At 71.6% G+C, this 12,215-nt stretch carries 10 protein-coding genes; 5 read left to right on the forward strand and 5 right to left on the reverse strand.

Features of this window, described 5'->3' with window-relative positions; genetic code table 11:
* Positions 1-2 precede the first annotated feature (2 nt).
* The 4 genes from KIK05_RS27935 to KIK05_RS27950 all read right to left on the reverse strand — a co-directional run bounded on the left by KIK05_RS27935 (position 3) and on the right by KIK05_RS27950 (position 7,123).
* Positions 3-716: a type 1 glutamine amidotransferase gene (locus KIK05_RS27935; RefSeq protein ID WP_214413838.1), complete on the reverse strand. Its 714-nt coding sequence runs from the start codon at positions 714-716 to the stop codon at positions 3-5.
* On the reverse strand, positions 706-1,935 hold the full coding sequence (locus tag KIK05_RS27940; RefSeq protein ID WP_214413839.1) for a MurT ligase domain-containing protein: 1,230 nt from the start codon (positions 1,933-1,935) through the stop codon (positions 706-708). Before KIK05_RS27940 ends, KIK05_RS27935 begins: the two co-directional genes overlap by 11 nt.
* A 98-nt stretch (positions 1,936-2,033) precedes the next feature.
* On the reverse strand, positions 2,034-5,117 hold the full coding sequence (locus KIK05_RS27945; protein WP_308250154.1) for an ATP-binding protein: 3,084 nt from the start codon (positions 5,115-5,117) through the stop codon (positions 2,034-2,036).
* 62 nt (positions 5,118-5,179) lie between these two features.
* Positions 5,180-7,123 carry a hypothetical protein gene (locus KIK05_RS27950; RefSeq protein ID WP_214413841.1) on the reverse strand — a complete coding sequence of 648 codons (1,944 nt, stop codon included), beginning with the start codon at positions 7,121-7,123 and terminating at the stop codon, positions 5,180-5,182.
* A gap of 260 nt (positions 7,124-7,383) precedes the next feature.
* On the opposite strand from KIK05_RS27950, the gene KIK05_RS27955 reads away from it, so the two are divergent.
* From KIK05_RS27955 to KIK05_RS27965, 3 genes are read left to right on the forward strand one after another with little or no spacing between them, the layout of a single operon-like run.
* Positions 7,384-7,980 carry a hypothetical protein gene (locus tag KIK05_RS27955; protein WP_214413842.1) on the forward strand — a complete coding sequence of 199 codons (597 nt, stop codon included), beginning with the start codon at positions 7,384-7,386 and terminating at the stop codon, positions 7,978-7,980.
* Positions 7,980-8,633, forward strand: a complete 654-nt coding sequence (locus KIK05_RS27960) for a hypothetical protein (protein WP_214413843.1) — start codon at positions 7,980-7,982, stop codon at positions 8,631-8,633. Before KIK05_RS27955 ends, KIK05_RS27960 begins: the two co-directional genes overlap by 1 nt.
* A 4-nt stretch (positions 8,634-8,637) precedes the next feature.
* Complete coding sequence (locus tag KIK05_RS27965) at positions 8,638-9,291, forward strand: hypothetical protein (protein ID WP_214413844.1); 654 nt, start codon at positions 8,638-8,640, stop codon at positions 9,289-9,291.
* Here KIK05_RS27965 and KIK05_RS27970 read toward each other — a convergent pair.
* Positions 9,255-10,604: a hypothetical protein gene (locus KIK05_RS27970; RefSeq protein WP_214413845.1), complete on the reverse strand. Its 1,350-nt coding sequence runs from the start codon at positions 10,602-10,604 to the stop codon at positions 9,255-9,257. The genes KIK05_RS27965 and KIK05_RS27970 overlap by 37 nt on opposite strands.
* A 181-nt stretch (positions 10,605-10,785) precedes the next feature.
* On the opposite strand from KIK05_RS27970, the gene KIK05_RS27975 reads away from it, so the two are divergent.
* Together KIK05_RS27975 and KIK05_RS27980 are read left to right on the forward strand one after the other, a co-directional pair.
* The gene (locus KIK05_RS27975) at positions 10,786-11,466 is read left to right on the forward strand and encodes a hypothetical protein (protein ID WP_214413846.1); all 681 of its coding nucleotides are present in this window, start codon (positions 10,786-10,788) and stop codon (positions 11,464-11,466) included.
* Entirely contained in the window at positions 11,463-12,125 is a 663-nt protein-coding gene (locus KIK05_RS27980; protein WP_214413847.1) for a hypothetical protein, read from the forward strand. The genes KIK05_RS27975 and KIK05_RS27980 overlap by 4 nt, the downstream gene beginning before the upstream one ends.
* The last annotated feature ends 90 nt before the right edge of the window (positions 12,126-12,215 follow it).

Genomic DNA, 12,215 nt, shown 5'->3' on the forward strand with positions numbered 1-12,215 from the left:
CCTCAGGCCGGCAGGACGGCCCTGAGCCGTTCGTCGCGCAGCCGGTTGTACCAGCCGTCGTCGATCGGCGCGAGCGGACCGACGGCCCAGCTCAGGAGCACGTCGGCGAGCCACGGGTTACGGGCCAGCGCCGGGCCGTGGAGGTAGGTCCCGACGACCTTGCCCGCGTGGCAGCCTTCGGTGCCGTCGCCGTTGCCGGTGCCGACCACGGTGCGCGACAGCGGTCGTACGCCCGGCCCGAGCCGCGTGACGCCCATGTGGTTCTCGAAGCCGGTGAGCATCTGCCCGCCGAGGCCGGCGTCGACCTCGGCGGCGAGCTCGCCCACCGCGCGGGCGGGGCCGCGGCTGCTCTCGATGTCGAGCAGCCCGATGCCCTGCACCGGCTGGCCTTCCTCGCCGCCGAACACGGTGCCCATGATCTGGTATCCGGCGCAGACCGCGAGGAGCGCGGCCCCCCTGTGGACGGCCCGCTGGAGCCCGGTGTCACGGCGCAGCCGCTCCGCCGCGAGGATCTGCGGGCGGTCCTCGCCGCCGCCGATGAGGTAGATGTCACCGGAGTCGGGCACCGGGTCGGACGAGCGCACGTAGATGGTCTGGACGGGAATGCCGCGCTTGCGGGCCCGCTGGTCGAGGATCAGGACGTTGCCCTGGTCGCCGTACGTGCTCAGCAGGTCGGGGTAGATCCATACGATGCGCAGGGCGCTGTCAGACGGCACGGCCGAACTCCGCTCGAATCTGCTGGAAGGCTGTGTAGTTGGCGATGACGTCGATGCGGCCGGGATGCAGCTGGCCGACGGCCTGCGCGAACGTCTCGCAGAGCTGGAAGGGCACCTCGGCGACGTCGAGCCGCAGCGCCAGGTCGAGCCGCCGCTCGCCCGTGACGTAGACGGGCCGTCCACGCAGGATGCGGTAGTCGACGTCCCACAGCCAGGAGGTGTCGCGGCCGTCCGGCCCCTGGGCGTTCACCGAGAGGATGATCGGCAGCGTGCGGTCGGCGACCTCGAAGGCCTCCAGCCAGCCCGCGGGGTTCTTGGCGAGCAGGAGCCGCAGCGAACGGCCGTCGCGCTCGACCATGGTGTAGCGGCCGGCGACCGACCTCACCTCACGGAGCCTCGGCAGCGCCCGCTCGACGGGCAGACCGAAGACCTCGGCCGTCGCCAGGGCGACGGCGGCGTTGGCACGGTTGGCCCGGCCGGGAAGCTGCAGGTCGAGGACCCAGCGCCGCCGGTGCGGGTCGATCACCGCGTCGTCGTCGAGCGCCCACCTGGGCTCGGGACGGCGGAAATGGCACTCCCGGCACGCCCAGTCGTCGCCCTTACGGTCGAGCGGGCCTCCGCACTGCGGGCAGCACCAGGAGTCTTCCTTCCAGGGCTGGCCGCAGGAGACCCAGGTGACGCGGGAGGCGCTCGACGCGCCCCAGGTGACCAGCGGATCGTCGCAGTTGGCGATCACGTGGGTGTTCTTGCCCGCCAGGGCCCGCTGCCACTTCTGCGCCAGCAGCCAGATCTCGGCGGCGCGGTCCATCTGGTCGCGGCTGAGGTTCATCAGGACGACGACGCCGGCGCCGGTCGTGTCGAGCACCTCCGGGAGGTACTTCTCGTCGACCTCCAGCACGGCCATGGGGGCCTGCTTGGCCTCCGACAGCGCCGACACGTGACCGGCCGGCATGTTCGCCCCGAAGGCGTTGGTGGCGACCTCGCCGAGCTCCTGCAGCTCCGAGGTGATCAGCCGGGTGGTGGTCGTCTTGCCGTTCGTCGCGCTGACCAGCACGAGCTTGCGGTCGGCGGCCAGCTTGCGCAGCAGATCCGGCTCGAGCATCAGCCCGACACGGCCACCGATCACCGATCCGTCGCCACGCCCGGTGACCCTGGAGAGGGTCGCGGCCGTACGCCCGAGGGCACTCGCGAGCTGAGCCCGCAGCGGTAGCTGGGTCATGCCCGTGATCCTAGTCGGGCTTGCCCGAAGAGTTCCTCACGTGCGTCCAAAGCACAGCCGTTCCGGGGAGATTCTCGTCACCTGATCAGCGAGCGCGGTCAGTCGGGGAAGGTGAGCTCCGTCCGGTCCTCGGGGCCTTCCTCGAAGGGAAGGATGAAGCGGCGGGGCCAGGACAGGACCGTCTCCAGCCAGGCGGCGCCCATGGTCTGGGCGATGTGCCGGACGCGGTCGCGGGGTTCGATGCCGATGGCCACCGTGGCGAAGTCCTGCCGGACGCTCTCGTGCTCGTCGTCCCCGAGGAGCACCCGCCAGGCGAGAGCGCGGTTGCGTTCGATCTCCATGGACAGCGGGTGGTGGCGCAGCGCCTTGGCGCGGTGGCCGAGCAGCTCGGGACGGGCCGCGGTGTCGACGCCGGCGGATTGATTGACCCCTTGGTGGGGGTACGGACGGCCGCTGGGGTCGGTGCCGAAGAGGGGGTACTCCATGGCGGGCGCGGGACTGCGGAGGTTCGGGGCGGGGTGCCCGTAGGGGAACAGCCGGTCGACCTCGTGCACCCAGCGGATCTGCGGGATCACCCACGCGGCCCCCGGCCGTTCCCCGGACGCCGCCGGTTTCGGCGCCTCGGACGGGCCGAGAAGGCCCGCCGCCACCTCGGCCGCCTTCACCGTGAGCAGGCTCGGGTCGTAGAAGGTGCGCAGTGACCAGGCGCGGCGGTCGACGGCGCGGTCGACCAGGGTCGCGAGCAGGCATTCGCGTCGCCGCGGCGGCAGCTCGGCCCAGATGTCGGCGAGCACGCGGGGTACGCCGGGCAGCGACCGGTTGGCGCAGAAGGCGAGGACGACGGTGTCGGTCCAGATGCGCAGCCAGGCCCATTCGGGGGCGTCGGCGAGCAGGTCGGCCTCGCGGAGCTCGAAGAGCGTGCACGCCTTCCCGGAGGTGCACTCGTGCCCGCAGGCGGCGGATCGGCGGCCGCGGATCGGCGGGATGGGACCGAGGAGGGTGCGTTCGCGGTCCTCGCCGAGGGGCACCTGGATGCGCAGCGGGCGGTCCATGCCGTCGGCGAACACGGCGGCGATGCCCGGCGGGAGGGAGACGACCTGGCGGGACTGCTCCTCGCTCAGGTTGATGGCCGCGCCCACGAGCCTGCGGTCGTCCTCGGCCGGGAGCCGGTGCACGACCTTCAGAGCGGTGTTCTTCACCACGTCGGCGATCAGCTTGGTCGGGATCTGCTCGGCCACCACGATGCCCTCGCCGTACGCGCGGATCTCCGCGAGCATCCCGGCGATCAGCTCGACGGCGTGCGTGGCGGCCCGCTGCGCGCCCCGGTCGCGCAGCAGCCGGTGGGCCTCCTCGATGACGATGACGTGCTGCAGGCCGGAGGACTTCTCCTGCCGGGCGCGCATCCGCAGGTGCTCGACGATACGGATGATGAGCGTGCCCATGAGGAACGCCTTGTCCTCGTCGTTGGCGACGTCCTCGATGGCGAACACGACGTTGCGCTGTAACAGGCCGCCGATGTCGGCGGGGTGGCCGCCCTCGAAGAAGCGCCCGGCCGAGCCCACGCGCAGGCTGCGCAGCCGCAGGCTGATGAAGCCCTCGACGTCGGCCTGCACCTCGTTGCCGTACCCGATCTCCTGGATGACCTCCAGGGCGTGGGTCTGTAACTGCTCCAGCGTGGGCACGGCCGGCTGGACGGCGGCGCCGGGAATGCCGCCACCGGTGACGACGTCCCAGCCGTTGGCCTCGTACACCCGCTGCAACGCCAGCGACATGATCTGCGGGAACGGCTCCTCGGCGTCGAAGGCCGCCATGAACAGCGCCCGGACCATGTCGATGTGCGCCTGCACGGGGTAGCCCGGCTCAGGCGCCAGGGGGTTCACACTGAACGGCACGTTGTCGGGCGCCGACGGATTGATCACCGTCAGCGGCGCGAGGTGTTCGACACGGCCGGCCATGGCGGCGTACTCCGACTTGGCCGGCTCGATGGCGAGCCACGGGATGCCGGCCTCGGTGAGCTGTTCGAGCAGGTGGCGCACGGTCTGCGACTTGCCGGACCCGGTGGCGCCGGTGACGAACGCGTGCCGGTTGAGCGTGGCGAGCGGCACCCGGAACGACCCGACGGCGCGGTCCTGCCCGTCGATGATCGCCCCGAGGTCGAGCACCGGCTCACCGGTGCTGCTGACGTCGGCCTCGCTGGTGACGTCGAAGAAGCCCGCGTCCAGCACCCGCACGCCGGGCACCTCGCGGCGCGGCAGGCCCGCCAGGGCGGCGAGCGCGCCCGCGGTGGCCGCGAACGGGGCCGCCGCGCCGTCCGAGGGGTCCTGCAGGGTGACGCCGAGCGCCTCGGCGAAGCCGTACACCGGCTCGGCGCCGGAGCGGCCGAACCCCGACAGCAGCGGCAGTGACAGCGCGCTGCGCAGGCGGTAGGGGTGGTGGCTCATCTCGACCGAGCCGACCAGCACGGGCGCGATCTGCCGCAGCTCGTCGGGCCCGGCCGCCCCGGCCAGCACCCGGACGTTCCACAGCCCGGCCTCGCGGAACGCGTCGAGCTCCTGCATGCGCCGCTCGGCCCGCTCGGCGTCGAACCGGCTGCGCTCGGAGGCGTCGCCGTACTGCCGCAGCACGTTGAGCTGGGTGCGCAGGTGGGCGACCTCGGCGTCGAGCAGGTCGGTCGGCTCGGCGACGACGAGCCAGGCGAACGGCCGCGACATCAGCGTGACCAGCGTGGACTCGAACAGGGTGGGCCGCAGCAGGTCGTCCGGGCTCGGCTCCCTGCGTCCGTTGAGCGGCGGGGCCTGGCGGCCGGGACAGGCCGTCCAGGTGAGGTCGGCGAGGTCGGCGAGCCAGTCGTCGCCGATCTCCACGCCCCGGGCTCCGCCGGGGAACAGCAGCGGCTGCGGTCCCTGCGGCGGCTCCTCGACGGTGGCGCTGGTGGCCCGGCGGGGCGGACGCGGCGGCGTGAGCGGCCCGGCGTTGGTGATCAGTTCGAGCGGCGCGCCGGAGCCGCGCGAGAGCCAGCCGATGACGAACGGCCGGTTGCGCTGCGCGGCGGAGAGCACGGCGGGCAGGACGGTGACGAAGTCCCACTCCGCCGACGAGCTGCGGGACGGTGCGGTGATCGCCTGGATGCGATACCACGGACCACTCAGCGGGAACGGCGCGCTGGGCGCTGCGGAGGACACGCTTGTCTGCATATCAAGCTCGAATCCCTTACACCACCGGCGTTTGCCAGGGGATTACCTGTTCAATGTGTTCTCCGCCAGTCGAGCCGCTCCGGCGGAGGTCCGAGATTGGGCGGGAACGGGTCTTCGTCCGGCTCCGGTTCGGGCTCCGACGGGCCGAGCATGAGGCGGCGGACCTCCTCGAACTCCCCCAAAGTGGTCTTGGGGAAGGTGAGGATGGCCGGGTTGGCGTCGGCGAGCCGCACCTGCCTGCCCTCGGCCGTCGCGTGGGTGACGATCACCGAGGTGGTGGGCAGCTGCTGGAGCTGGTGCGGCTCCACGAGGAACTCCCGGCTGCGGTGCAGCACGCGCTCCTCCCCCATGGCCTTGCTGGCGCTGCGCCCCCACTCGGTGGACTCGGTGATGCCCTCCTTGAGGTCGCCCTCGCCCTTCTCGTCCTCCGCCGCGCCGCCGGGGCTCCCGCCGCCGCGCACCGTGGAGGTGTAGGAGCCGTTCATGCCGTCGACGGCCGGGCTGATGGTCTCGGTGAGCTGGGCGAGCTCCAGGCGGTGCTCGGTGCCCATGTGCTCGCTGGCCACCCGCGCGTCCTCGGCGTTGCCGAGCCGCATGAACGCGACCGCGGCGTGCCCCCGTCCGAGGCGCTCCCTCACCGTCGGGGTGAGCGAGCGGTAGGTCAGCACAAGGCCGGTCTGGGAGGTCTCGCAGGCGTCCATCAGCCGGTCGAGCACGTCGCCGCGCAGCTTGTCGGCCCCTGCCACGATGATGGTGTGGTACCAGGGCCGGTCGGACGCCGGCGACTGCCGCAGGATGTGCGTCAGCGCCGTGGCGACGTACGTGCCGAGCACCCGGTTGCCGAACACACCGGCCTGGCGGTCCATCGAGACCACGCGCAGCCGCGCCGGCGGCAGCCGCACGGCCTCCGAGCCGAGCGTCTCCAGCTTGCGCAGCTGGGACTCTAGGGCCCAGGCCCGCTCGATGACCACCCGGTCGGTGACGCCCCGGCCGAACAGCGTGCCGATGCGTTCGAGCTGGACGGCGGTGAGCAGGCCGGACCGCAGGTCGTCCCGCGGGTCGCCCACCTGGGCGAGGGCGCGCAGCGCGGCGGTGACCTGGTTGATCGTGGCGCAGTCGCCGAGCACCTCCAGGACCCGTTCGAGGATCGCGGTGTCGAAGCTGAGGTCGCGGGTCGTGCGGTGCTCCTCGCTGACGCTGACCACGTGGGCGAGCACGTCGGCGAACGCCTCCGGCGGCAGCGTGGCGCCGAGGTCGAGCCTCGGCAGGTCGACCGGCAGCACCCACACCAGCGGGTCGTCGCCGCCGCGCCGGGCCAGTTCGATCAGGTCCTTGGCGATCGCCCCCTCCGACAGGTCGAGCACGGTGAGGTGGCCGCCGCTGTACAGGCGGGTGGCGCCGAGCAGGGTGATCAGCGCCGACCAGCCCGGCAGGGTGCCGCCGGCCACGTCGATGCGGTCGATCTCGTCGGGCACGGCGACGGCGTACCAGGTGAGCTGCCGGTCGTACTGCTCCTTCTTCGCCGCCCACTCGCGGTAGCGCCGGGCGTGCTCCTCCTGGGCGTCGAACAGCCGGCGCTCGCGCCGCTCCCGGCGCTGGTCGGCGCGGGCCTGCTGCTCGTTGATGCGCGAACGCAGCGCACGCTCGCCCTGGTGGACGGCGTACCCGCAGATCAGGGCCATGCCCCCGGTGGCGGCCAGCCCGATGAAGACGAACGGCCAGCCGATGATCTCGCTGACGCCGAGGACCAGGATGAGGGCCGCCAGGATGGTCATGATGATGCCGACGATCTTCACCGGCCGGTTGAGGAGGTCTTCCTGGAGGCGCTCCCTGCGCACCCACGCGGGGTCGACGGCGACCTGCTCCTCGGGGATCTCCTCGGGCGAGGGGCGCTTCGGTGGCGGGCCGGGGTCTGGGTAGAGCATCGCGTACTGCCAGCCCAGGTAGATGCGGTCAGCCTGCAGCTGAGCATGCTCGGGGTGCACGTCCGCCACCGGACCTCCACCTGTCATTGGTAGCGCCTGCCGGGGAGCTTGCCCGGCTCGTGCCCACGAGCCGCTCTCCGACTGTGACAGCGTATGAGTTGGACCTCGTATTCGTGCAGGGTTCTCGCCATTCGGACCAGATTCCTGACGTCTGACGGCCTTGAATGGGACGAACGCGGCAGTCGACGAAGATCTACGGATTAGCATCGTGTGACATGACGTCTTCCGTTCCCCGCGGCCGCCGTCGTAGACGTCCGATTTTCATGACGATGACCGTTCTCGTGGCGGCGGCAGGCATCGGGGCCACGGCCGCGTTCGGCGGCCTGGCGAAGGCTCCTCCTTCGGGCCCGCCCCAGGCGCGCATGGGGGAGGAGGTCGACCAGGACCTGTTCCACACGAAGATCGTGGACGCGGTCGTGCACACCGTGCCGTCCGGCACCGGCAGCGGGTCCGAGCGGACCGTCCTCGACCTCGACCTGCGGGTGTTCAACCAGGCTCAGGTCAGCGTGCGGGCCGACTACCTCGCGCAGTCCTTCCTGACCGTCGTCTCACGGGACGGTGAGCTGGTGCTGGACACGACGAACCCCCGCGCGCAGCCGAACTTCATGTACGACGCGATCGTCCCCGGTGCAGGCGTCCCGAGCAGGCTGCTGCCGCCGAAGCGGACCTCCACGGTGCTGATGCGGTTCCGGAGACTGGGCGCGGACGACGCGGACAAGTATCCGTCCCTCCTGGACATCACTCTCGGCAAGTACGAGAACCACGAAGACGCGCTCACCGGACGCCGTTTCGTCCAGCTGGTGACGGACGACGGCAAGCCCGAGGTCGTCGCGCGGCTCGCCGTCCCGGTCCGGAAGGACGTGTGATGGCCGGCCGCCTCCTGCGCAGGATCGGCAACGGGACGATCGCGCTCGCCGTCGGCGCGGCCGCGGTGTACGCGCACACGTACGTCATGGACCAGCAGGCCCTGGACGCGCCGCTGACCACGCACGTCGCCGCCGGGGCCGTCGCCGCGACCGGCAGGTTCAGCGCGCGGATCGACAAGGTCGTGGCGGCGAGGACCTTGAAGCTGCGGAGCACGAGCAAGAGCGCCCTCTCCGGCACGACCACGACGACGGAGACCACCGTCGGCACCCCCGACGTCTTCGTCGTCGTCACGCTCAGCGCCACCTCCCCCGGCGATCCCGAGTACCTGCAGGATCCGCGGCTGCGGACGCGGGACGACGTCGAGTACGTCGCCACCGACCGCGTGGGCGAGGAGTTCACGCTGTCCGACCGGCCGGTGCAGCAGGGCTGGTGGGTCAAGCTCACCTACGTCTTCGAGGTCCCGCCCGCGGCACTGCCCGGCGCCTCGGTCGTGGTGACCGTCTCCACCACCAACGGCATCTACGACAGCGTCTATCCCGGCCGCTACGACCAGCTGCTTCCGGAGGCGTCCATGACGCTGACGCCCGACGACGCGGCGACCAGGCGGCTGCTCGACGAGGCCGAGCCCTCCCTGGAGATGGAGGCGAGCTGAGCACATGAGCACGACCGGACCGGACGGGCCCGCGCCGGACGCCCGGGAGACCTTCGACGCCTTCAGCCCGCGCACCAAACCGTCCGCCGCCACCGCCCCGAGCGCGTGGGAGCCGTTCCCGACGAGTGCCCCCCTGCCCTCCGGCGCGCCCGAGCCGGCCGGGCCGCGACGGTGGCGCGGCGCGCTGCGCGCCGTGGCCATGCTGGTGGCGGCCGTGGCGCTGGTGGCCGTCACGGTCGGCGTGCAGTGGTGGGACCGGACGAAGTGGGTGGCGGAGCGCTACCCGGCCGAGGTGGTGAAGGACGTGCCCGCCGGCGGCACCGCGACCCTCGGTGGCATCGTGTGGAAGGCGACCGTCTCCGTCATGCCGGCGACGGCCGGGCAGATCGCCGGCACCACGTCGCTGGAGGCCACCGTCGAGGTGACCCCGCTGTCCGAACAGGACGCCGACCAGTACCACAGCCCGCGGTTCAGCGTGCGGGACCGGGCCGGGCACACGTGGGTGGCGCGGACGGCCGGGACGTTGACCTCCCTGGACCTCGAACCCGGCAAGCCGTCCCGCATCACGGTCGTCGCGGCGGTTCCGGCGGGGCTCGCGGACACCGCCGAGCTGGTCCTGGACTACTCGCCGACCGAGACGCTGCGCTTCGTCCGCTGACGGCTCGCCGCGATGTCGTACGTGGCGGCGAACAGGCACAGCGTGAGCGTGGTGAAGACCAGGTCGCGGCCGAAGCCCACCGGGATCTGGTAGACCTGCCAGTCGAGCTGACGATGGGCGGTGCCGATGAGGTAGTACACGCCGCGTTCGGCGTAGTCCATGCCCACGTGCAGCAGCGTGTAGCACAGGCACATGACCGTGATCAGCGGGGCGCCGCCGCGCAGGGTGAGCCTGAGGGCGTTGAGCACCGGCGGCCACCTGTCGAGGCCCGTCCGCGCCATGAACATGCCGACGCCCCGGCGGGTGAGCCGGTGCGTCCGCCTGCGCACCGCGTCGGCCGCCTGTTCGAGCGAGGTGCCCCTGACCACGTCCCGGCCGTCCTCGGAGTAGGCGCCGTAGACGAGGATGACCAGGGTGAGCCAGACGAGCGGCTGCACCAGGGCCTCGGTGATGTGCGGACGCACCTCGCCCAGCCACTCCATGGCCGCCTGCCAGCCCGGCACGGCCTTCTCCAGGGCGGCCCACCGCTCGTTCCACCATCCGGTGACGACGCGCTCCTCCAGCCAGGCCGAGCGCCCCTGGGCGAAGGCGAACACCAGGACCGCGCCGTAGAACGTGTACGCCAGCTCGAAGAAGGCGACGCCGAAGGCGAGCCGGGAGCCGCCCCGGCGCGCGTGCAGGGCCGACAGCACGTACCGGACGACCAGGGCGACGGCCGTGAAGATGACGGCGATCCTGACGTCGAGCACGAGGTTCTCCCCGGCGTCCGGCTTGACGGGAGGGGTCGGATGCGCGCTGTCGAGCTGCGCCGCGACGTACTTGTCGTACTGGACGGCGTAGCGCTCCATGTCGGCGTCGGCGAACTCGCGCCAGTCGGCCGTCTGGAACCCCCACGCCAGGTACACCGCCACGAACGCGATGAGCGCCCGGCCGGCGCGGTCGAGCAGCGACTCGTCCTCCTCGCCGGCGTCCCGCCTGGCCCGCGTCTCGGCCAGCACGCCGCGCAGCGTGTGCAGCATGCCCACCACGACGATCATGCCGAGCATGACCATCACGATGAACAGGAACATGACCCCGGCCAGACGCCACTGCCGGAAGGAGCCGTGCGAGAACTCCGACCCGGCGACCAGGAGCCCGAACCGGCCCAGCTTCCCGGCGGTGAACCAGAGCACCAGCGGGACGAGGCGGCGTCCCCACAGGCCCAGCGCGTACAGCGGAAGCGCGTACGGCGAGGACCTCCACCACCGGACAGGAGGAGACGCTTGCGCCGTCTCAGGCCGCGACCCCGCCCCCAAGGCCAACGATTCGGACATCCCCCGCATCGTATCGATCACCTGCGGGAGGGCGCAGGGCATCTGTCACAAGCGGGTTCTGCGGGAAGGTTCCGCTTTCCTTGAAGGCTGGCCAGATAAATGAGGATTTATCCCCTTCTGCCCCACATCTGAGGGACGAACGAGGCGGAAGGGGAAGGAGCACCCACTACCATCCTGTGGCATGACGTCCACCCCTCCCGACGACGCACCACGCCGCCGGCCGATCCTCGTACCGGTCGTGGCCATCCTGGCGGCGGTGACCGTAGGAGTGAGCGCGGCGTTCGGCGGCCTGAAGGACGCCCCCGAACCGCAGCCCGAGCAGCTCGGCAAGGGCGCGGAGTTCGACCAGGGCCAGATGAAGACCGTCTTCGAGGACGCGGTCGTCCGCCCCGGCGACAACCAGGGCCTCGGCATCTCCGACAAGCGGTACCTGCAGATCATGATGAAGGTCACCAACGAGTCGGACGAGACCATCCTGGCCCAGACCATGGACAGGGCTCTGCCCACCATCCGGGCCGACGACAAGACGATCAAGCCCGGGAAGGACCCTTCCGACCTCGGCCCCCGCATCGTGACCCTCTACAAGGGCCACTCCTACAGCCAGCTGCACCCGGGAGTGCCCGAGACCGTCGTGATGTCCTTCGAGCTGGGCGAGAACGACCCCGTCCCCGAGAAGGTGAGCATCGACGCCGCCACCTTCGAGTGGCAGGAGAGCTTCATCCAGCAGACCCACGCCTGGGTACGGGTCGTCGATGACGAACCGCCGACCCCCGAGGAGCGCAAGAGAGGCCAGTCCGTGACCCTGACCCCGAAGGTCGGCGCCCAGGTGACGCTTCCGGTCCGGGTGGAGGGGGGACTGTGACGGCCGCCTCGCCGGGATTCGTTCCCGACGCCCCCGCCCTGCCGCCGGCACGCAGCGAACCGGCCCGCCGGGTCCCCGTCTGGCAGCGGATCCTCATGGCCGTCCTCGGCCTCGCCCTCGTGGCCGGCGCGGTGTACGCGCAGACGTTCGTCCTGGGCGTCGACCAGCTCGACGACCCGATCACCAGGTCCGGCGGCCTGCACGACGAAGTGAACGCCGACCTCTTCTCGGCCCGCCTGGAGCGCGTGGAGTTCGCCAAGACCGTACGGGTGAAGAAGACCTACTCGTCGGAGGACGCCGCCACCGACCAGGTGTTCCTGGTCGTCAAGGTGGGGGCCACCGCACCGCGCAGGCCGATCCAGCTCGCCGCGCACCTGCTCACCGCCGACGGGCTGCGCTTCGAGCCGACCGACCGGGTGCCCTCCAGCGCCACGCTGGCGGAGAAGTGGGTGCAGCCCGGTTGGTGGCGGTCCGGCCTCTACTTCTTCGAGGTCCCGCCGGACAAGGTCGCCGGGGCCCGGGTCGTCGTCTCGGAACCCCTTTCGCCGCTCTTCGGTGACCAGTACATCGCCGAGGCGGCCTTCGACCTCGGCCTGGACGAGGCGAAGGCGCGGCAGATGATCGGTGCGGCCCAAGACGTCTACGAGGTGACCGGCTGATGACCGACCAGAACCCGAACGACACCGGAGTCTTCCGCCCTCCCGCCCCCGAACCTTCCTGGTTCTCCCCGGGAAGAAGGGTGCCCCGCC

It is taken from the genome of Sphaerisporangium fuscum, assembly GCF_018531465.1.
GTDB classification, from domain to species: Bacteria; Actinomycetota; Actinomycetes; order Streptosporangiales; family Streptosporangiaceae; genus Sphaerisporangium; species Sphaerisporangium fuscum.

Excerpts from the sequence above, each read along its gene's own strand:
- KIK05_RS27940 (WP_214413839.1), bottom strand. The coding sequence starts at position 1,935 with ATGACCCAGCTACCGCTGCGGGCTCAGCTCGCGAGTGCCCTCGGGCGT.
- KIK05_RS27955 (WP_214413842.1), top strand. The coding sequence starts at position 7,384 with ATGACCGTTCTCGTGGCGGCGGCAGGCATCGGGGCCACGGCCGCGTTC.
- KIK05_RS27960 (WP_214413843.1), top strand. The coding sequence starts at position 7,980 with ATGGCCGGCCGCCTCCTGCGCAGGATCGGCAACGGGACGATCGCGCTC.
- KIK05_RS27965 (WP_214413844.1), top strand. The coding sequence starts at position 8,638 with ATGAGCACGACCGGACCGGACGGGCCCGCGCCGGACGCCCGGGAGACC.
- KIK05_RS27970 (WP_214413845.1), bottom strand. The coding sequence starts at position 10,604 with ATGTCCGAATCGTTGGCCTTGGGGGCGGGGTCGCGGCCTGAGACGGCG.
- KIK05_RS27975 (WP_214413846.1), top strand. The coding sequence starts at position 10,786 with ATGACGTCCACCCCTCCCGACGACGCACCACGCCGCCGGCCGATCCTC.